Here is a 19,797-nt window from a genome sequence, read left to right as displayed (position 1 = left end):
GACTGCGAGGAACACGACCAGTGACCGATGACCCCCGCACAGGCCCGCCCCACTCCGGCACCGAACGCGAGACGCTCCGAGCCTTTCTCGACTACCACCGCGCGACCCTCGCCATGAAGTGCGAGGGCCTCACGGACGAGGAACTCCGCCGCCGTTCGATGCCCCCGTCGACGCTGTCGCTCCTCGGGCTGGTCCGGCACATGGCAGAGGTGGAACGCGCCTGGTTCCGCCGGGTCTTCGAGGACCACGACGCCCCCATGGTGTGGTCGAAGGAGATCGACTTCCAGGCGGCGTACGACGCGAGCGCATCCACGCGGGCGGAGGCGTTCGGGGCCTGGGAGGCGGAGGTGGAGACCTCGCGCCGTATCGAACGGGAGGCGGAGTCCCTGGACCTCGCCGGTCACCAGCCGCGCTGGAACGAGGAGGTCTCGCTGCGGATGGTGATGGTGCACGTGCTGCTGGAGTATGGCCGCCACAACGGCCACGCGGACTTCCTGCGGGAGGGGGTGGACGGGACGGTGGGGGCGTGAGGGGGCTCGTGGGTGGGTGAGGGAGCGTGTGCGGGGGCGCCCGCTGGACAGGATGGTGTTCTGGGCGGACTGCTTCCGCGAGGGCGGCCGGGGCAGGAAGGGATGGGGGCGTCGGTGGAGAGACTGCGGCGGGCCTTTCTGGATTACGACCGCCGCCACGGTGGGGCGGAGCCGCCGCCGAAGGCGCAGGTGTTCGTGGCCCGCCACCCGGTGGGCGCGGGCCTGGTCTGCGGCGTCGTCACGGGGCTGCCGCTCGCCTTGGCCCTGTCCGCCTTCCGCGATCCCGTACTCCTCCTCCAGACGGCGCTGATCGGCCTGGGCGCCGGGCTCTTCGTCTGGCTCTTCTGCCGCTTCGAACGCCGCCGCCAGGCCCACTACGCCCGGAACGGAGGCTTCCGCTGGGACCCTCCCCGGTTGCCCGTCCAGCACGAGGCGCTGCCGGTGTGGTTCGAGGGCATGTTGTGGCTCAGCTACTGGACGGTCTACATGGTCGTCTTCTGGCTCGTCGGCCAACTGAGGACCCCGCCGTTCACCTGGCTGCAGAGCGCGATCTACGCCGGGTTCCTCATCATCGGAAGCTGGGCCGTACAGCTGAGCAAGGAACGCCGACGACGCCGGCGCCGCTGACCACCCTGGACCGAGGGGGAATCACTCCCCGGTGCCGGGCAGGTCGTCGCCGAACACCTCGGAGGCGGAGGTGGCGGTGATGGCGCGGGTGAACCAGCGGTTGAGGGTGTCGAGGTCGGTGCAGGACGTGATGCGGTGGCGATCGACGGCGGACAGGGGTACCCCACGGCGGTCGAGTAGCAGCAAGATGTCCTCGGCCTTGCTCTGGGTCCTGCCCTCGGTCCTGCCCTCCGCCCGGAGTTCCTCGGAGATCGGCGACGTGAAGAACGAGAGGTCGGTCATGAGGTCCCTCCAAGTGTCGGCGGCGGGTGCTTTGCCCAGCCCCTGGGATGTCAGCTCAACGAAGATCGTCGCGGTTTCCGGGTCACGGGCTTCCAGGCCCTTCAGGGCGTCCACCAGTACTTTGAGTATGGCACCGACACCTGGTTCGCGGCGGTGAAGAACAGCCGACAGAACAGTCAGCGGAATGTCGCGACGGGCTTTGACCGGATCGTCGATGACCGGCACGTTGTCCGGCCCCAGAACGAGAGGGCGCAGTGTGAGGGCGGGCCACTCGGGCGGGCCGAAGTCCACGGCCTCGGACGCCCAGGCGGCGGTGTTTCTGGAGTCGCACACCACGAGGAGGACGGCAGGCATGTCGTACTTCGCGTTCAGATGCGCCAAGTAGTAGGCCCAGTTCCTGGGCTTGTCGAGAACCTTCTTTCCCTGGGCCTCGACGGCCAGAAGGAATTGACCCCTCTTCGTCTCGATGCGGAGCAACGTGTCCACCCGTCGCCCTGCCACCCGGACCCCCCGCTTCCTCAAGAACTTCTCGGCGAACTGATGGGAATCGCACAGGAATCGCTCATAGCATCAGCGCGCATTCCATGACGGGAACCCCAAGAGAACGCGCAGGCACACCATGAGCGAGAAGCCCCGCAGTCACAGCCACGGCCACCACCACGACGACGAGCACGAGATCGACGGAGGGCTCGTCCACGACCTCCCCGTGTTCGCCCGTCGTCGCATGATCACACTGCTGGCCGGGGCGAGCATGGCCCCGCTCCTGGCGGCCTGCAGTTCGGGCTCGGAGGACTCGCCGTCGTCCTCGTCGTCCTCCTCCGGCTCTTCGTCCCCGGGCTCGTCCTCCTCCGGTGCTTCGTCCACCGGCTCGGACTGCGAGGTCATCCCGGAGGAGACGGCCGGCCCGTACCCGGGTGACGGCTCGAACGGTGTGAACGTCCTCGAGGAGAGCGGAGTCGTCCGCAGCGACATCACGAAGAGCTTCGGCTCGGCCGACGGCGTCGCCGAGGGCGTCCCGCTGACGATCACCCTGACCGTCGTGGACCAGGCCTCCGGCTGCGAGACGCCGAAGGAGGGCGCCGCCGTCTACCTCTGGCACTGCGACCGCGAGGGCAACTACTCCCTCTACTCCGAGGGCGTCACCGAGGAGAACTACCTGCGCGGCGTCCAGGAGACCGACGAGAAGGGCCAGGTCACCTTCACGTCGATCTTCCCGGGCTGCTACCCGGGCCGCTGGCCGCACATCCACTTCGAGGTGTACGGGAGCATCGACGACGCCACCGCCGCCCAGAACATCGTCGCCACCTCGCAGCTCGCCTTCCCCAAGGACGTCTGCGACACCGTGTACGCGACGGACGGCTACAGCGAGAGCGTCCCGAACCTCGGCCGGCTCTCCCTGGAGACCGACGGCATCTTCAGCGACGGCTACGACCAGCAACTGGCGGCCACCGAGGGCAGCACCGACAAGGGCTACACGGCCACGCTCACCGTTCCGGTGTGACCCGGGCGTACCCGGTGGAACGACTGGCTGTCTGTCCGTGGCCGGGGAGTGGCCGCCGACAGGCAGCGCAGCGCGCAGCGCACGGATGCCCGGTGGCGCGGTTCGCTTCAGCCTGCCCCGACAGGGTCCGGCGTACCCGCGCGACGCGTCAGCGCGCCACCGGCGTCGCCGTATAGGTCCGTCGCAGGAAGCGGATCAACGCCTTCGTGTCGAACTGCATCACCGCCACGCCCTGGGCGGAGTGGAACTCCATGACGGCCTGGACGCGGCCGCAGGGCCAGATGCTCACGGGGCCGGCGGTGGTGGGGGTGCGGAGGCCGCGTTCGAGCACGTCGCGGGGGAAGGTCCACTCGTCGGGGCCGGGAAGGCCCACGCGGACTGCGGAGGCGTCGGTGTCGTAGCGGAGGATGACGGGGACCGTGTCATGGTCCTCGGGGGTGTCCGTGACGACATGGGCCCGGGCGTACTGCTCGACCGTGACAGACATCGGGCGGCTCCTCACGCTGAGTGACCCAATCGGAAGCTGTAAATCCGCTGTCCGCTGCCTCTCCAATGTCGCATATTTCTCGCGCCGCGCCCCCGGAAGGGATGGACCGAACTGCGGGGAGTGGGTTCGCCCGGCGCGCCAGGGCGATCGTCCGGGTGCGCCAGGAGGGGTTCGCGCGGGCCCGCCGCTGAAGGAGCGTCCAGGCCGCCGCGAGGAATCACCCAGGCCCCGGCTGTCGGCAATCCGTTCGCTAATCGGCTACAAAGCGCTCTTGCAAGGGACTCGCAATAAGGCTCTATCATCGTATGGTTCCAGCCATCCGCCGACCGGCACCCCGGTCGGCGCGCCCCACCGGTGGCCCGGCCCCCGACCAGGAGAGCGAGCCCTCGTATGCACGTCCCCGACGGATTCATCAACACCCCCGTCTCGGCGGTCGCCGCAGTCGTCGCCGCCGGTGCGGTCGCGGTCAGTCTGCGTGGCGCCCGGCGTGAACTGGACGAGCGGACAGCGCCTCTGGCCGGGCTCGTCGCCGCGTTCATCTTCGCCGTGCAGATGCTGAACTTCCCGGTCGGGGCCGGCACCAGCGGACATCTGCTCGGCGGGGCCCTGGCCGCGATACTCGTGGGTCCCTATACCGGGGTCCTCTGCGTGTCCGTGGTGCTCCTCATGCAGGGCATCCTCTTCGCGGACGGCGGCCTCACCGCCCTCGGCGTGAACATCGGCGTCATGGCGGTCGTCACGACCGTCGTCGCGTACGTCGTCTTCCGCGGGCTGGTCACCGTCCTGCCCAAGGTGCGGCGCTCCGTCACCGTCTCCGCGTTCGTCGCCGCCCTGATCTCCGTGCCCGCCGCGGCCGCCGCCTTCACCCTCGTCTACGCGATCGGCGGCACCACGGACGTGCCGCTCGGCTCGGTCCTCACCGCCATGGTCGGGGTCCACACCCTCATCGGCATCGGCGAGGCCGCGATCACCGCCGCCACGGTCGGCGCCGTCATCGCCGTACGCCCCGACCTCGTGCACGGCGCCCGCGGCCTGACCGCCCCGCTGAAGCTACGGATCAACGGCCGGCTGGTCGACGCGCCCACGGCCGAGCCGACGCTTGCCCCCGTCGCCGCCCGATCGCCCCGCAGGCTGATCCTCGCGGGCCTCGGCACCTCCCTCCTCCTCGCGGGTGTCGTCAGCTTCTACGCCTCCGCCAACCCCGACGGCCTGGAGAAGATCGCCGCCGACAAGGGCATCGACGCCAGGGCCGAGGACCACGCCGCCGCCGACTCCCCGCTCGCCGACTACGGCGTCGAGGGCCTCACCGACGCCCGGCTCTCCGGCGGCCTCGCGGGCGTGATCGGCGTCGGCGTCACCGTCGTCGCCGGGACGGGGATCTTCTGGGCCGTACGCAAGCGCCCCACCGGCGAGGGCGAGGCCACGTCCCCCTCCTCCGTGCCCGAGAACGCCTGACATGGGCGCCGGTCACGCGCACAAGCTCTACCGGCACGCGCACTCGCCCGTGCACGCCCTGCCGCCGCACACCAAACTCGCGGCCGTCTTCGCCTTCGTGGTGGTCGTGGTGTCGACGCCCCGGGAGGCGATGTGGGCGTTCGGGCTGTACGCCGTGCTCCTCGGCGTGGTCGCGTACGGGGCCCGCGTCCCCGCCGGTTTCCTGCTCCGGCGGCTGCTGATCGAGATCCCGTTCGTCGCCTTCGCCGTGCTCATGCCGTTCGTGGCGCAGGGCGAGCGGGTCGAGGTGCTGGGCATGTCGCTGAGCGTCAGCGGTCTCTGGGGTGCCTGGAACGTCCTCGCCAAGGGGACGCTGGGCGTCGCCGCCTCCGTCCTCCTCGCCGCCACCACCGAACTCCGCGAACTCCTCCTCGGCCTCCAGCGCCTCAAACTGCCGCCACTGCTCGTCCAGATCGCGTCCTTCATGATCCGGTACGGGGACGTCATCACGGATGAGATGCGGCGGATGCGGATCGCCCGCGAGTCACGCGGCTTCGAGGCGAGCGGTGTACGGCACTGGGGTGTGCTCGCCAAATCGGCCGGGGCGCTGTTCATCCGCTCGTACGAGCGTGGGGAGCGGGTCCATCTGGCCATGATCAGCCGGGGGTACGCGGGCACCATGCCCGTGATCGACGAGGTGACCGCGTCCCGGGCGCAGTGGTCGTACGCCTTCGCGCTCCCCTGCGCCGCACTCGTCGTATGTCTGCTGGGATGGACCCTATGACCACGTCCAACGAGCTCGTGCCCCCGTCCCTCGACGTCGCCGGGCTCGCCTTCGCCTACCCCGACGGCCATCAGGCCCTCTTCGGCGTCGACTTCGCGATCGGGCGCGGCGAGCGGGTCGCCCTGCTCGGGCCGAACGGCGCGGGCAAGACCACCCTCGTCCTGCACCTCAACGGCATCCTCACGGGGGGCGCGGGCACGGTGACCGTCGCCGGACTGCCCGTCGGCAAGCGGCACATGGCCGAGATCCGGCGGAAGGTCGGCATCGTCTTCCAGGATCCCGACGATCAGTTGTTCATGCCGACCGTGCGGGAGGACGTGGCCTTCGGGCCCGCCGCGGCCGGAATGAAGGGCCCCGAGCTGGAGTCCCGGGTGGACCGGGCCCTCGAACAGGTCGGCATGGCCGAGTTCAGGGAACGGCCGCCGCACCACCTCTCCTTCGGGCAGCGCCGCCGGGTGGCCGTCGCCACCGTGCTCGCCATGGAGCCCGAGATCCTCGTCCTCGACGAGCCGTCCTCCAACCTCGACCCTGCCTCCCGCCGCGAACTCGCCGACATCCTGCGGTCGTTGGACGTCACCGTCCTCATGGTCACGCACGACCTGCCGTACGCCCTCGAACTGTGCCCGCGCTCGCTGATCCTCAGCGACGGTGTCATTACGGCGGACGGGGCGACGGGTGACCTTCTCGCCGACGACGAGCTGATGCGGGCGCATCGGCTTGAACTGCCGTTCGGGTTCGACCCGCGGTCGGTGAGGGCGGGTTAGGGCTCGGGGGTACGGGCCGTATGCCGGGTGCGGGTGGTCCGTGGTTGCTCGCGCAGTTCCCCGCGCCCCTGAACGGCATGGGTCGCGCCCGGGGTCTTTCAGGGGCGCGGGGCTGTGTGGGATCTGCGGCTACCGCCGCGTGGGCGCGAGCAACCCCCACCCGCCCGCAGGTGAACACGGTCCCCCGGCACGGTTCCATGGGGCATCCGCGACAATGGGCCCGTGACGAATCAAGCGGATGCGCAACGGCACGGTTCGCTGCTCCTCGACGAGCAGTTGTGCTTCGCGCTGTACGCGGCCCAGCGCGCGGTCACCGCCGCGTACCGCCCGCTGCTCGACGAACTCGGCCTCACCTACCCGCAGTACCTGGTCATGCTCTGCCTCTGGGAGAGCGGCGAGACCACCGTGAAGGACCTGGCGGGCGCCCTGCGGCTCGACTACGGCACGGTCTCGCCGTTGCTGAAGCGGCTGGAGTCGGCCGGGCTGCTCCGCCGGGAGCGGTCGCCGCGGGACGAGCGCTCGGTGAGCGTCACACTCACCGGACGCGGCGAACAGCTCCGCGACCGCGCGGCCGCCGTCCCCACGGCCCTGTCCGCCGCCACCGGGCTCCACGGCCCCGAGGTGGCCCGGCTGCGCGCGGAACTGTGGGAGCTGACGGCACGCGCGACGAAGGCGGCGGGCCGCTGAGCGGTCGCTGACTTTCGGGGCCGGAAGGCCGGTCCACGGTGACCTTGGGTTACCCCTGGTTACTACCCCCTGGTAACCGACGAGTGCCTACCGGCCGGTACCTTGTGCACGATGTATTAGTGCGCGCCTGTCCTGGGGAGGCCACGCGCTCGTCCTGGGGGAGGCCAAGACAAATGACTGACGGCGCCGCAGTGGAGACCAGTACCGACGCTGCTCCCGATGCCCGTCCCGATACCCGTCCGACGAAGATCATGTACGTTGCCGAGGCCACCGCGCACGGCGGCCGGGACGGGTACATCACCAGCCAGGACGGCCAGATCGACCTCAAGGTCGCCATGCCGCCGCAGCTGGGCGGCGACGGCGACGGCACCAACCCCGAGCAGCTGTTCGCCGCCGGGTACAGCTCCTGCTTCCACAACGCGCTGGTCCTCGTCGGCCGCCGCGAGGGATACGACCTGACCGGCTCCACCGTCGCCGCGAAGGTCGGCATCGGCCCCAACAGGCAGCGCGGCTACGGCCTCGCCGTCGCCCTCAGCGTCTCCCTCCCGGTCATCGACCAGGACATCGCCGCCAAGCTCGTCGACGCGGCGCACCAGGTCTGCCCGTACTCGAACGCGACCCGCGACAACATCGAGGTCACGATCCTGCTGGGCTGACCGCCCACGGAATCCCCGCCTCCGAGCGCGTGTTCCCCCCAGGGCCACAATGGCCGCAGGTGAACGAAGAGGGAGTGCGGGCGTGGACGTGAACGGCACTGTCGCGGAGGGCTTCGAGCCGGTCAGGGCGGCGTTCGTACGGGGCTTCGAGGCGCTCGGCGAGCGGGGCGCGGCCGTCGTCGTGTACCGGCACGGCCGCAAGGTCGTCGACCTGTGGGCCGGCACGCGGGACGTCGACGGCACCGAGCCCTGGCAGCACGGCACCGCCCAGATCATGCGCTCCGCGACGAAGGGCGTCGCCGCCGCCGTACCGCTGATGCTGGCCGAGCGCGGGGAACTGGACCTGGACGCGCCGCTGAGCCGGTACTGGCCGGAGTTCAAGACGCACGGCAAGGACCGCGTGCTGGTCCGGCACCTCCTGAACCACCGGGCCGGCCTCCCGGTCCTGGACCGTCCCCTCACCCCCGCCGAGGCGCTGGACCCGCGCCGGGGCCCCGAGGCCGTCGCCGCCCAGGCCCCCGCGTGGGAGCCCGGCACCGACCACGGCTACCACCCGCTGACGTACGGCTGGCTGCTCGACGAACTGGTCCGACGCGTGACCGGGCGGGGGACCGGTGAGTGGATCGCGTCGGAGATCGCCGCCCCGCTGGGCCTGGAGGCGGACCTGTGGCTGGGACTCCCGGAGTCGGTGGCGGCCACGGGCCGGGTGGGCCGTGCCGGCCGCCTGGAATCGGCTCCCGAGCCCACGGGCGGCCTACGGGTGCGCGCCAAGCGCTCGGTCACCGAGGCCTACGACGACCCGGACTCCCTCACCCGCCGCGCCTTCGCCGCGATCACCCCGTTCCCCGACCAGAACGACCCCGCGTACCGCGCGTCCGCCCTTCCCGCGACCAACGGCATCGCCACGGCGGACGGCCTGGCCCGCTTCTACGCGGCGCTCATCGGGGAGGTCGACGGCGTACGGCTGATCGGCCCCACGACCATGGAGGCGGCCCGCGCCGAGGAGTCCGCCGGCCCCGACCGCGTCCTCGTCATCAACACCCGCTTCGGCCTCGGCTACATGCTCCACGGCGCCGCCTCCCCGCTCCTGGGCGCGGGCTCCTTCGGCCACCCCGGCCGAGGCGGCCCCCTCGGCTTCGCCGACCCCGCCACCGGAATCGCCTTCGGCTACGTCACGAACGGCTACCGCAAAACGGTGACGGCGGACCCGAGGGCACAGGCGCTGGTGCGGGCGCTTCGCGCCCTTTAGGGGCGCGGGGCTGTGTCGATTTGCGGCTCGCCGCGTGGGCGCGACCAGCCACGCACGACCCGCACCCGCCGGACGACAGTTACCCCCGAGCTATAAGGCGCCCGGCGAACACCACGGAGCGACCGTCACGGAGGAGCGGCCGGACCGGCCCAGGGCTCCCCCGCTGGTGTCCTGGCCCGATCCCGATGATCCGGACGGCCGCCCTCCGTGGCGGCGATCACCAGGATGCGCCGAAGTCCGTCCCGTGTCGTTGGCTGAGGGTCCACGGTTACTTGGCAACGCGTCCACTCTCCGCCACCTGGCTGGAAGCCACCCCGCGCCGCAGCTCGCTCGGCGGCACCCCGTACGCCGTCCGGAACGCCCTGCTGAACTCGGCGGCGCGCGGAAACCCCAGCGCGCGCCGATCGCGTGGACCGGCGTGGCCCGCAGTAGAGAGAACTGGCGTTCCTGTGTCGAATGCGTGACCTTTGCGGGCGGTAGTCGTTGAGGCTGGTGTCAGGGTCCTTGGCGGTGGGGGTGGCGGGGTGGGCGGGCTGCGGGACATGGCTGAGCCGTTCGTCGCGTCCGGCCCGAGTGGTGTGGCGATCCGTACCCGGCTCAAGCAGCTGACGGCGGGGGACGAGGAGGTGCTGCGCCTGGTCGGCGCACATCTGGGAGGGCTTGCCTCGAAGGACCTCAGGGCGCGCTGCCGGGACGGCCTGGAGCACTCCGTCGATGCCTGGGCGGCACGTAAGCGGGAGCTGACGCCGCTGTCGTCGTCACGCTGGGCGGGCAGTATCACCAAGGCGTCGCACGATCAGTGGGCGCTGGCCCGCCGTGGTCAGCTGGCACACATCCAGAGCCTGGAAGCGGGCATCAGAGCCATCACACACCGGCTGTCCCTGCCCGTCGGGCAGAGGGGCACCAAGCAGGCACCGGGCGGATACCGGTCCCGGCGGGAGTGGCATGCCAAGGCGCGTCGCCTGCACGTGCTGCAAGACCGGCTGGAAGCCGAGCGGGCCGACCGTGAAGCGGGCGTCGTGCACGTCGTGCGTGGCGGCAAGCGTCTGGCCCGCACCCGGCACCATCTGGAGGCCGCCCGGCTCAGCGAGCGCGAGTGGCGTCGGCGGTGGGAGGCCGAACGCTGGTTCCTCGCCGCCGACGGCGAGTCCGGCAAGCGCCACGGCAACGAGACGATCCGGGTCAGCCCCGAGGGTGAGGTGAGCATCAAGCTGCCCGCCCCGCTCGCCCATCTGGCGAACGCCGGGCACGGCCGGTACGTCCTCGCGTCCCGCGTCAGGTTTGCGCACCGGGGCGCCGAGTGGGCCGACCGCGTCGCGGCTAACCGGGCGGTGGCCTACCGCATCCACTACGACACCGGCCGGGACCGCTGGTACCTGACCGCTGCCTGGCAGATCCCGCCCACCCCCACCATCCCCCTGGCCGCCGCACTCGCCCACGGCGTGATCGGCATCGACATGAACGCCGATCACCTGGCCGCCTGGCGCCTCGATGCGCACGGCAACCCCATCGGCCATCCCCGCCGCTTCTTCTACGACCTGACCGGCACCGCCCAGCACCGCGACGCCCAGGTCCGCCACGCCCTGACCCGCCTGCTGCACTGGGCCCAGGCCTGCGGCGTGAAGGCGATCGCGGTGGAGGACCTGGACTTCACCGCCGAGAAGACCCGCGAGAAACACGGCCGCCGCAAACGCTTCCGGCAGCTCATCTCCGGCATGCCCACCGCCCGCCTGCGCGCCCGGCTCACCTCCATGGCCGACCAGACGGGTATCGCGGTCATCGCCGTGGACCCCGCCTACACCTCCCGATGGGGCGCCCAGCACTGGCAGAAACCCCTCACCAGCACCACCCGCAGAACCACTCGCCACGACGCTGCCGCCGTGGCGATCGGCAGGCGCGCTCAGGGACACCCGATCCGGCGACGGACGGCACCGCCCCCACACGACCAGAGCGATCGTGCGGGGCATCGGACCGTCCAGGCCCGACCAGGCATCCCCGGGCGTGAGGGAACCCGCCCCCGCATTCCCGGACCACGGACACGATCCGTGCGCGCCGGACGCGGAGCGAACGCGGGCCACCAGAACACCCAACACCGTTCGGGGTGTTCGGCTGAGCATGAGCCCTGGCAACAGGACACACTCCCGCTCAGTCCCTAGGAACGGTCAGTCAACCACAGGGCTGAACTGGCGGTTGGGCGCCCGGTGGCTGTGGCCGGGCGGGGCTCGGAGGCGCTTACCGGCGCGCGCAGGGTGCCGCTGCGCCCACCCGTGCCGCCCCAGCGGCACGACTGCCCGCAGCTGGGGTGCGACTGAACGGGCAGGCGCAGTGCTTATCGGCCTCAATCAGAGCGCTATCGGATGCGACGTCCGCCCCGATGCCTCGTCTATCTCGTCGTGGGCCTTGGTGAGGAGCTTCATGGCGAGCTCGTTCAGGGCCCTCGCCCCGGCTATCTCCTCGCCGACCCGGGGCTGATTGGGGTCGGTGTGGTGGCGGCTGGCGTAGCCGTTGGCGCGTACTTCCTTCCCGTCGGGGAGCCGTACGAGGGCCGCCGCCCGTGTGCGCTGATCGTCCTCCTGGAACTCCAGCTCGATATGCCATCCGACAGCGGTTTTCATCATGACGAACACCTCCGGAATCGCTCTTTCCAGAGTGCTCCTCCGCGCCCGCCGATGCACGGCCTGCCCGAGCCGCCCGACGGGCTGACCGAGTAGCCCGCTCACTCCGCCGACCATTCGGACAAGGTGGCTCCGCGCAGCTACCCGGCCCGCAGCATCAGCCCGATCCCCACCACCAGCAGCCCCGCCGCCACGAGCCGAGGTGCCCCGAACCGCTCCTTGAAGAACACCGCCCCGATCGCCGCCCCCACGATGATCGACGACTCCCGCAGGGCCGCGATGGGCGCCAGCTCCGCCTTCGTCTGGGCCCACAGGACCAGCCCGTACGCCGCCACGGACAGCGCGGCGCCGAGGAGGCCCACGGTGGCGAACGGCCGGAGCAGCGCGACGGTCCGCCCGCGCCAGCGCCAGACCGCGTACGCGGGGATCGCCAGCCCCTCCAGGGCCATCAGCCAGGCGATGTAGCCCATGGCGGACCCGGAGGCGCGTACGCCGAGGCCGTCCACGACCGTGTACGCCGCGATCGACAGGCCCGTCGCCAGTGCCGCCCCGATCGCCGCCCAGTGCGGCCGACTGCCGCGCAGGCCCCACAGCGCGACCCCGGTCAGCCCGGCGCAGCTCAGCAGGATGCCGGCCGCGGCCCAGCCGTCCGGCACCTCGTGCGCGAAGACCGCGGCGAGGACGGTGACGACGAGGGGCGCGGAGCCGCGTGCGATGGGGTACGCCTGGCCGAAGTCGCCCAGCCGGAAGGACGTCATCAGCAACACGTAGTAGACGAGGTGGACGATCGTCGAGACGATCAGATACGGCCACGCGCCGGCCTCCGGGAGCGGCACGAACGGCACCATCACGAACCCGATCAGCGCGCCGCCGCCGGATATCAGCGTGAAGCCGACCAGCTTGTCCGTGATCTTGTGGGCTATCGCGTTCCAGCTGGCGTGGGTGACCGCGGCGAGCAGTACCGCCGCGGTGACGACCGGCGTCACGCGTTCGGCTCGCGGATCTCCCCGGCCTCCCGCACGTCCACCAAGGTGGCGCCGGCGTGGGCGATCAGTGTCTTGGGGTCCATGGGGAAGACGGTGTACGGGGTGCCGGCCGCGGCCCACACCGTGGTGTGGTCGAGGAGGGAGCGGTCCGCGAGGACGCGGGTCCTGGTGCGGTGGCCGAAGGGCGGGACCCCGCCGATCGCGTATCCCGTCGTCTCCCGTACGACGTCGGCGCGGGGCCGGGTGACCTTGGTGGCGCCCAGTTCGCGCCGGACCAGTTCCACGTCCACCCTGGACGCGCCGTCCATGAGCACCAGCACCGGGATGCCGTCCGCCGCGAAGATCAACGACTTGCAGATCTCGCTCAACTCGCAGCCGAGTGCGGCGGCCGCTTCCGCCGCCGTCCTCGTGGCCTCCGGGAACCGGCGGATCTCGGCGTGCAGTTCGCCCAGACCCAGCGTGGTGAGTGCCTCGGCGAAACGGGGATGGGCTCCGGAGCCCTCGGTGTCCTGCGCGGCGTTGGTCATGTCCGGCACGCTAGCGGTGGGTGTACGGGCCATGCGAGTGGGTTGTTGAGGCTGTCGGGCCGGTGCGGGTGGTCCGTGGTTGCTCGCGCCCACGCGGCGGAGCCGCAAATCGACACGGCCCCGCGCCCCTCAAAAAGCAGGGGCTGCGCCCGGTGCCTTTTGCTTTCAGGAGCGCGGTGAACTGCGCAACCAGCCCCCACGCACCCGCAGCCAACACACGCACCCCAGGCAACCCCGCCCAGTCGCAGAGACGGCACTGGACCGACTGATCCGTTTCGTCGACGATCGGGGGATGACTGAGACTCCGCCGGCTCCACCGACCCCCGCAGGCAACGACGGCCGCGCTTTCCTGATCCTGCACGGGTGGCAGAACCACCGGCCGGCCGCTCACTGGCAGCACTGGCTGGCCGACCGGCTCACCGATCTGGGCCACGAGGTGGCGTATCCGCAGTTGCCGGAGCCGGACGACCCGGATCTGGAGCGCTGGCTGGCAGAACTGGACGCGCTGCTGGGGGAGTTGGCGGGGCGGCGGATCACCGTGGTCTGCCACAGCCTGGCGTGTCTGCTGTGGCTGCACGCGGTCGCGCGGGACGACGTGCTGTCCGGCCCCGTCGACCGCGTCCTGCTCGTCGCCCCGCCCGCCCCGGAAGTCGCGCTGGAACACCCGGAGATCGCCGAGTTCGCCCCGCCGGAGCCGGCGCCCGCACGGCTGGCCGCGGCCGCCTCGTACACCCGGGTCGTCGGCAGCGACAGCGACCCGTACTGCCTGCGGGGCGCGGCCGCGACGTACGCCGAACCGCTGGACCTGCCCGCCGACGTGCTGCCGGGCGAGGCCCATTTCGACCTCGACGCGGGCTACGGTTCCTGGCCGTCGATGTTCGACTGGTGCCTCGACCCGTCACCCGAGTCGTACGAGAAGAAGCCCATCCACCACCGAAGGCACCGTACGACCGCCTCCGGGAGCTGAGGCTCCCAGCGGAAGCCCACGGGCCGCGCCGCTCAGCCCCCGCTGCCCGCCTTGAGGAGTGCCGCCACGATCGGGCCCGCCGACTCGCTGCCGTGGCCGCCCTGCTGGACGACTCCGGCGGAGGCGAGGTCGCCCTTCCAGGCGGTGAACCAGCCGTTGGGCTGCTTCTGGCCGTCGACCTCGGCGGAGCCGGTCTTGGCGCCGTAGTCGGGGCCGAGGCCCGACATCGCCTCGGCCGCCGTACCGGCCGCGGCGGTGTACCGGAGGAGTTCGGTGAGCTGGGCGCGGACGGCGCCGGACATGGGCCGGGAGGCGGTCGCGAGCGTACGGCCGTCGACCGACGGCGGGACCAGATAGGGCTGCTTGAAGACGCCCGTCTTGGCCGTGGCGACCACCGACGCCATGTTCAGCGGGTTCATCCGCACCCCGCCCTGGCCGATCAGCGAGGCCGCCATCGGGGCGTCGCTCTGCACCGGAACCGCGCCGTCGAAGCTGGACACCCCGATGGCCCAGTTGTTCAGGCCGAGCCCGAAGACCTGCTGGGCCTCCAGGGCCAGGGAGTTGTCGTCCAGTTTCTTCGCCTGGGAGATGAAGGCGGTGTTGCAGGAGCGCGCGAAGCTCGCCTTGAAGGAGCCGTTCTTGATCTCGAACTTGTCGTCGTTCTGGAACTTCCAGCCGCCGTACGACGAGAACTTGGGGCACGGGTGGACCTTGTCCGTCGAGGCCAGGCCCTTGTCGATGAGCAGCGCCGACGACACGATCTTCATCGTGGAGCCGGGGGCGAGCGAGCCCTGGAACGCCACATTGAAGCTGCTGGAGTTCGCCGCGGCGAGGATCTCTCCGGTCGACGGCCGCATCACGACCACCGACGCCCGCTTGGTGGACTTCACCTGCTCCTCGGCGGCGGCCTGGAGCGACGGGCTGAGCGTCGTCTTCAGCTCCCCCGGCGTGCCCTCGCTCAGCTCCAGCAGCGTCTTGTCGGCCGCCTTCTCCCGCGTGGACTTCTCGGAGGTCCCGGACTGCTCGTCCGAGCCGCCCGACTCGTCCTTGGCCGCGGCCCGGACGACCCGCAGTTCGACGCCCGCCTTGCCGCCCGCCTTCTTGCCGTACTTCTCCCGCAGGCCGTCCAGCACCGAGCCCAGCGACGGGTACTTCTTCGTCGTCAGCTCGCCGCCGTCCCGGTCGAGGGCCTTCACCGGGGGCGTGCCCGCCTCGCCGGTCACCAGGCGGTCGCCCTCGTCGAGGTCGGGGTGGACGACGGACGGCTGCCACTCGACGACCGGTTCACCGTCCTTCTCCGCCCGTACGACGGTGAGGGCGGACTCGTAGGTCAGCGGCTTCTCCGTGCCCTTGTAGGAGACCGTGCCCTTCACCGTGAACGGCACCTTGCCGCCCGAGCGCTTGCCGCGGGTGAGGGTGACGTCCTTGATGTGGGCGTCCTTGGTGAAGCCGGTCAGCGCGGTCTTCGCGGCCGCAGTGTCGTCCGTGGCGGCGGCGGCCTTCGCGACGGTGCCCTGCTGCCAGGCGGTGAGGAAGGCGGAGGCGGCCGTACGGACCTCGCCGGCGGACAACGGCCCGGTCTTCACGGCCTTGGCGTCGGCCGAACCGTCCTTGGCCGCCGCGCCACCACCGAACACCGTGTACACGGCGAACGCGCCGCCGCCGAGGGCCACGACCGCGATTCCGCCCAGCGCGACGTGCCGCCGTGACCTGCCCGCCTTCGACGACATCACGGTCTTCCGCTCGTCGACACGCCTTCTCTTACCCACGCTCCGACCTTCCGCTGCCCCCGGCTGCCTCTCGTTCGTCAACGAGAACACCACACTAGAGTCCCGCGGGTCACTCCGTGGGTTCGGCCGGAAGTACGTGCGGGTGGGTGGGGGCTGGTCGCGCAGTTCCCCGCGCCCCTGAGAAGCAGGGGCTGCGCCCCGTGCTTCTCGGCCCGCAGGGCCGTGTCTTCAGGGGCGCGGGGCTGTGTCAATGTGCGGCTCCGCCGCGTGGGCGCGACCAGCCACGACGAGCCCGCACCCCGCAACGAATCCGCACCCCTACGGCGCACCCCGCAAACTCACCCGCCCGCCTTCAGCACATCCACGACCATCGGCCCGGCCGCCTCACCCCCACGACCGCCCCCCTCCGACATGGCCGCGGCGGCGACATCCCCCCGGAAACCGGTGAACCAGCTGTCCGCCTCGGCGTTCCCGTCGATCTCCGCGGATCCGGTCTTCGCGCCGATGTCCCCACCGAGGTCGGACATGACGTTCGCGGCCGTTCCCTGCGTCGCGGTCAGCCGCATCATCTGCTTCAACTGTGACGAGGTGCCGGCCTTCAACCCCTTCGCCGTGGCCAGCTCCCGGTCGTCCAGCTCCGGCGACACCAGGTACGGCTGCCGGAACTGCCCCGTGATCGCCGTCGCCGTCACCGACGCCATGTTCAGCGGGTTCATCAGGACGTCGCCCTGGCCGATCGCGTTGGCGGCCCGGTTCGGCCCGCTGGACGGCGGCACCTTGCCGTCCATGGAGACGATGCCCGTCTTCCAGTCGTCCCTGCCGAGCCCGAACCGCTCCTGGGCCTCCTCGGTCAACGACGCGTCGTCCATCGGCTCCTCGTCGATCAGCTTGATGAAAGCCGTGTTGCAGGACCGCATGAAGCTGTTGGCGAGCGTGGCGTTCGGCGTCTCGTCGGCCTTGAGCCCCGGCAGGTTCTTGAAGGTCTGGCTCTGCCAGGTCGCCGTGTCGGGGCAGGGTGCGGGGCCGTTCATCGAGGTCACGCCGTTGTCGATGAGGGTCGCGGCGGTGATGATCTTCATGGTGGAGCCGGGCGGGAGTTCACCCTGGAAGGCCGCGTTGAAGCCGTCCTGGCGGTTGTTGGCGACCGCCAGCACCTGCCCGGTGCTGGGCCGCAGCGCGACCACGGACGACTCGGCGTACTTCTTGACGGCCTTCTCGGCCGCCGCCTGCACACGCGCGCTGATCGTCGTCTCCAGCTTGCCCGCCTTGCCCTCGGCGAGGGTCAGCAGGGTGGTGTCACCCGCCTCCGCGTCGGTGTGCCGGATGCCCAGCTCGATACCGGGCGTACCGCCCGCGTCGGCGCCGTAGCGCTCGCGCAGGGTGTCGAGGATCGGCCCGAGGGAGGGGTACTTCTCCTTGGTCAGCACGGTGCCGTCCCGGTCCACGGCCTCGATGGGCGGCGCGGCGGCCTCCCCGGTGAACAACGTGTCGCCGGCCTTCAACTCGGGGTGCGCGACGGACGGCTGCCAGTCGACCAGCGCCCGCCCGGTCGTCTTCCCGCGTACGACGGTCAGTTCGCTCTCGTACGCGAGCTTCTTGCTCTTCCCCTGGTACGACACCGTCGCCGCGACGGAGAACGGGACGGTCCGGCCGCCGGTCCCGGTCGGCTTCCCCGGCTCGATCTTCACGTCGTCGATCCGCGCGGTGCCGACGAAGCTGCCGAACACCTTCCCCGCGTCCACGGCGTCGTTCGTGTACGACGACGCCGTGACCGAGTCGCCCTTCTCCCAGGCCGCGAAGAACTTCTCCGACGTCTCCTGGACCTCCTCGGCACTCGGCGGCCCGGTCCGCTTCTCCGCACCGCCACCGCCCCCGTTGAGCGCGGTCACGAAGTTGTACCCGCCGTACCCGGCGCCCCCCACCATCGCGGCGAAGACCCCGCCGATTATGGAGACCTTGACCCCCTTGCGCATGACGCGACCCCCCTTTGAACGCGTTCAGAAACCGCTTGCAGAGGGCTCACTGTAAGCACGGGGGAGTGACGCGAGGGAAAAATGCTCCCTGTGTGTTCCCTGATTGTTAGCCCAGCGGGCCGGGGCGACCCGCTTCAGGCCATCACACCCACGTATCCAGCCACATCCGCGACCGCCAGCTGTCGATCGGGATCGCCTGGCCCGTGTAGATGGGCCAGAAGTAGATGAAGTTCCAGGCGATCAGGAGGACCAGGACGCCTGCGCCGGCCGCGCCGGCTACGCGGCGGCGTTCCGTCGCGCCGGGGGGACCGAGGATGGCGCCGATCATCATCGTCACGGCGAGGCAGAGGAAGGGGAGGAAGACGACGGCGTAGAAGAAGAAGATCGTGCGCTCCTGGTACAGGAACCAGGGGAGGTAGCCGGCGGCGATGCCGGAGGCGATCGCGCCGGCGCGCCAGTCGCGGCGGAAGAACCAGCGCCACAGGACGTAGAGGATCGCGAAGGCGGCGGCCCACCACAGCAGTGGTGTACCGATGGCGAGGACCTCGCGGGCGCACTTTTCGGCGGTGCCGGCCGCGCAGCCGTCGTTGCCGGGGGACGGGGACTCGTAGAAGTAGGAGACCGGGCGGCCGACGACGATCCAGCTCCACGGGTTCGACTGGTACGTGTGCGGGGACGACAGGCCGACATGGAACTCGTAGACCGCGTGCTCGTAGTGCCACAGGCTGCGCAGCCAGTCGGGCAGCCAGCTGAACCAGCCGCCCTTTCCCGCGGTCGCCGCCCAGTTGCGGTAGTAGCCGCCGGTGCCGTCGTCCGGGGAGAGGATCCAGCCGGTCCAGGAGGCCAGATAGGTGACGATCACCACCGGGACCGTGGACAGGAAGGCCAGGCCCAGGTCGCGCTGGAGCATGGCGATCAGTGGCTGGCGGGCGCCGGCGACCTTGCGGGCCGAGTAGTCCCAGAGGACCGTCATGACGCCGAAGAACACCAGGAAGTACAGGGCGTTCCACTTGGTGCCGAAGGCCAGGCCCAGACAGAGACCGGCCAGCAGGCGGTACGGGCGCCAGCCCAGGCGGGTCGTCTCGGCGATGAGGGAGTTGGGGCGTACGACTCCGTCGCCGTCCGGGGGCAGTGCCTCGGCCAGTCGTTTCCTCGCCCGGTCGCGGTCGACGACCAGACAGCCGAAGGCGGCGAGCACGAAGAACATCAGCACCTGGTCGAGCAGCGCCGTGCGGCTCATCACGAAGTGCAGGCCGTCCACCGCCATCAGCGCGCCCGCGAGACAGCCGAGGAACGTCGAGCGGAAGATACGGCGGCCGATCCGGCAGAGCATCAGGACGGACAGCGTGCCGAGCAGGGCCGTCATGAAGCGCCAGCCGAACGGGTTGAACCCGAACATCAGCTCGCCCAGCCCGATGACGTACTTGCCGACGGGCGGGTGCACCACATACGCCGGGTCCGTCGGGATCGGTACGTTCCCGTTGTTCTGGAGGATCAGTTCATTGGCGTTCTTGGCCCAGTTGACCTCGTACCCGCGGTGGACGATCGCCCACGCGTCCTTGGCGTAGTACGTCTCGTCGAATATCACCGCCTTGGGGCTGCCCAGGTTGTGGAACCGCATCAGCCCCGCGGCCAACGTCACCAGCAGCGGACCGCCCCACGCCGACCAGCGGGCGATGAGCGCCCCCAGCTCCTCGCGCAGCCCCAGCACGGCCCAGACGCGCGGGCTCGGCCGGGTGTACGGGGGCACCAGTCGGTCGCGGACGTCGCTTCTCGGCGGCGCCGCGTAGCCGAAGCGGCGCAGCCGCTGCTGCCACGACGGCCGCTGCTCTTCGGTGGCCTGGTCCTGCCGGGTGTCCGTGGAGGACGCGGTACTGGTCACCGCGCCATCGTAGGGAACACCGCTGTGGGAGTCCCGTGGGCGGGGAATGTGGCCGGGGCGCCCAATAGCTCGGGGGTGCTTGTGATCTTGCGGCTGCGGGTGGGTTGTGGCTGGTC

19 protein-coding genes and 1 pseudogene are annotated in these 19,797 nt (G+C 70.9%); 11 read left to right on the top strand and 9 right to left on the bottom strand.

Annotation, left to right across the window (positions count from 1 at the left end; genetic code table 11):
* Positions 1-20 precede the first annotated feature (20 nt).
* Positions 21-530, top strand: coding sequence for a DinB family protein (locus JIX55_RS22035; protein WP_257565019.1), 510 nt, complete (start codon positions 21-23; stop codon positions 528-530).
* 114 nt (positions 531-644) lie between these two features.
* Positions 645-1,157: a hypothetical protein gene (locus JIX55_RS22030; RefSeq protein WP_257565018.1), complete on the top strand. Its 513-nt coding sequence runs from the start codon at positions 645-647 to the stop codon at positions 1,155-1,157.
* A 21-nt stretch (positions 1,158-1,178) separates the two neighbouring features.
* Here the strand turns inward: JIX55_RS22030 and JIX55_RS22025 are convergent, their stop codons facing one another.
* A complete protein-coding gene (locus JIX55_RS22025) occupies positions 1,179-1,925 on the bottom strand; it encodes a hypothetical protein (protein ID WP_257565017.1) in 747 nt (248 codons plus the stop codon).
* Positions 1,926-2,058: 133 nt separating this feature from the next.
* On the opposite strand from JIX55_RS22025, the gene JIX55_RS22020 reads away from it, so the two are divergent.
* Positions 2,059-2,940, top strand: coding sequence for an intradiol ring-cleavage dioxygenase (locus tag JIX55_RS22020; protein ID WP_257565016.1), 882 nt, complete (start codon positions 2,059-2,061; stop codon positions 2,938-2,940).
* Between the two features lie 148 nt (positions 2,941-3,088).
* On the opposite strand, the gene JIX55_RS22015 is transcribed toward JIX55_RS22020, so the two are convergent.
* On the bottom strand, positions 3,089-3,427 hold the full coding sequence (locus JIX55_RS22015; RefSeq protein WP_257565015.1) for an SsgA family sporulation/cell division regulator: 339 nt from the start codon (positions 3,425-3,427) through the stop codon (positions 3,089-3,091).
* A gap of 390 nt (positions 3,428-3,817) precedes the next feature.
* Between JIX55_RS22015 and JIX55_RS22010 the strand changes: the two genes are divergently transcribed.
* The 6 genes from JIX55_RS22010 (at position 3,818) to JIX55_RS21985 (ending at position 9,001) form a co-directional block, all read left to right on the top strand.
* Positions 3,818-4,882 carry an energy-coupling factor ABC transporter permease gene (locus tag JIX55_RS22010; RefSeq protein WP_257565014.1) on the top strand — a complete coding sequence of 355 codons (1,065 nt, stop codon included), beginning with the start codon at positions 3,818-3,820 and terminating at the stop codon, positions 4,880-4,882.
* 1 nt (position 4,883) lies between these two features.
* Positions 4,884-5,645 (top strand): cobalt ECF transporter T component CbiQ, encoded by a 762-nt coding sequence (cbiQ, locus tag JIX55_RS22005; RefSeq protein WP_257565013.1) that lies wholly within the window; start codon positions 4,884-4,886, stop codon positions 5,643-5,645.
* Positions 5,621-6,409, top strand: a complete 789-nt coding sequence (locus JIX55_RS22000) for an energy-coupling factor ABC transporter ATP-binding protein (protein WP_257565012.1) — start codon at positions 5,621-5,623, stop codon at positions 6,407-6,409. Before cbiQ ends, JIX55_RS22000 begins: the two co-directional genes overlap by 25 nt.
* A 222-nt stretch (positions 6,410-6,631) precedes the next feature.
* Positions 6,632-7,096: a MarR family winged helix-turn-helix transcriptional regulator gene (locus tag JIX55_RS21995; RefSeq protein ID WP_257565011.1), complete on the top strand. Its 465-nt coding sequence runs from the start codon at positions 6,632-6,634 to the stop codon at positions 7,094-7,096.
* Between the two features lie 173 nt (positions 7,097-7,269).
* Positions 7,270-7,752 (top strand): organic hydroperoxide resistance protein, encoded by a 483-nt coding sequence (locus JIX55_RS21990; protein WP_306820024.1) that lies wholly within the window; start codon positions 7,270-7,272, stop codon positions 7,750-7,752.
* Positions 7,753-7,834: 82 nt separating this feature from the next.
* Positions 7,835-9,001 carry a serine hydrolase domain-containing protein gene (locus JIX55_RS21985; RefSeq protein ID WP_257565010.1) on the top strand — a complete coding sequence of 389 codons (1,167 nt, stop codon included), beginning with the start codon at positions 7,835-7,837 and terminating at the stop codon, positions 8,999-9,001.
* A 268-nt stretch (positions 9,002-9,269) separates the two neighbouring features.
* On the opposite strand, the pseudogene JIX55_RS51485 reads toward JIX55_RS21985, so the two are convergent.
* A pseudogene (locus JIX55_RS51485) lies at positions 9,270-9,430 on the bottom strand (AraC family transcriptional regulator); the annotation flags it as partial.
* 113 nt (positions 9,431-9,543) lie between these two features.
* On the opposite strand from JIX55_RS51485, the gene JIX55_RS21975 reads away from it, so the two are divergent.
* Positions 9,544-11,157: an IS200/IS605 family accessory protein TnpB-related protein gene (locus JIX55_RS21975; protein WP_257565009.1), complete on the top strand. Its 1,614-nt coding sequence runs from the start codon at positions 9,544-9,546 to the stop codon at positions 11,155-11,157.
* A 186-nt stretch (positions 11,158-11,343) separates the two neighbouring features.
* Here the strand turns inward: JIX55_RS21975 and JIX55_RS21970 are convergent, their stop codons facing one another.
* From JIX55_RS21970 to JIX55_RS21960, 3 genes are all read right to left on the bottom strand, one after another.
* A complete protein-coding gene (locus JIX55_RS21970) occupies positions 11,344-11,619 on the bottom strand; it encodes a DUF1876 domain-containing protein (RefSeq protein WP_257565008.1) in 276 nt (91 codons plus the stop codon).
* 137 nt (positions 11,620-11,756) lie between these two features.
* Positions 11,757-12,602, bottom strand: coding sequence for a DMT family transporter (locus JIX55_RS21965; RefSeq protein ID WP_257565007.1), 846 nt, complete (start codon positions 12,600-12,602; stop codon positions 11,757-11,759).
* A complete protein-coding gene (locus JIX55_RS21960) occupies positions 12,599-13,129 on the bottom strand; it encodes a YbaK/EbsC family protein (RefSeq protein WP_257565006.1) in 531 nt (176 codons plus the stop codon). The genes JIX55_RS21965 and JIX55_RS21960 overlap by 4 nt, the downstream gene beginning before the upstream one ends.
* A 292-nt stretch (positions 13,130-13,421) precedes the next feature.
* Here JIX55_RS21960 and JIX55_RS21955 point away from each other — a divergent pair, with 292 nt between their 5' ends.
* On the top strand, positions 13,422-14,096 hold the full coding sequence (locus JIX55_RS21955) for an RBBP9/YdeN family alpha/beta hydrolase (protein ID WP_257565005.1): 675 nt from the start codon (positions 13,422-13,424) through the stop codon (positions 14,094-14,096).
* A 32-nt stretch (positions 14,097-14,128) separates the two neighbouring features.
* Here JIX55_RS21955 and JIX55_RS21950 read toward each other — a convergent pair whose 3' ends face one another.
* From JIX55_RS21950 to JIX55_RS21940, 3 genes are all read right to left on the bottom strand, one after another.
* On the bottom strand, positions 14,129-15,865 hold the full coding sequence (locus JIX55_RS21950) for a penicillin-binding transpeptidase domain-containing protein (RefSeq protein WP_443046495.1): 1,737 nt from the start codon (positions 15,863-15,865) through the stop codon (positions 14,129-14,131).
* Between the two features lie 299 nt (positions 15,866-16,164).
* Positions 16,165-17,799, bottom strand: a complete 1,635-nt coding sequence (locus JIX55_RS21945; protein WP_257565004.1) for a penicillin-binding transpeptidase domain-containing protein — start codon at positions 17,797-17,799, stop codon at positions 16,165-16,167.
* Between the two features lie 142 nt (positions 17,800-17,941).
* Positions 17,942-19,681, bottom strand: coding sequence for a dolichyl-phosphate-mannose--protein mannosyltransferase (locus JIX55_RS21940; protein WP_257565003.1), 1,740 nt, complete (start codon positions 19,679-19,681; stop codon positions 17,942-17,944).
* Between the last annotated feature and the right edge of the window lie 116 nt (positions 19,682-19,797).

Origin of the sequence: Streptomyces sp. DSM 40750 (assembly GCF_024612035.1) — a bacterium.
Taxonomy (GTDB): Bacteria; Actinomycetota; Actinomycetes; order Streptomycetales; family Streptomycetaceae; genus Streptomyces.
The sequence above is the reverse complement of the archived record's forward strand: the minus strand, read 5'-3'. Positions and strand labels throughout refer to the sequence as shown.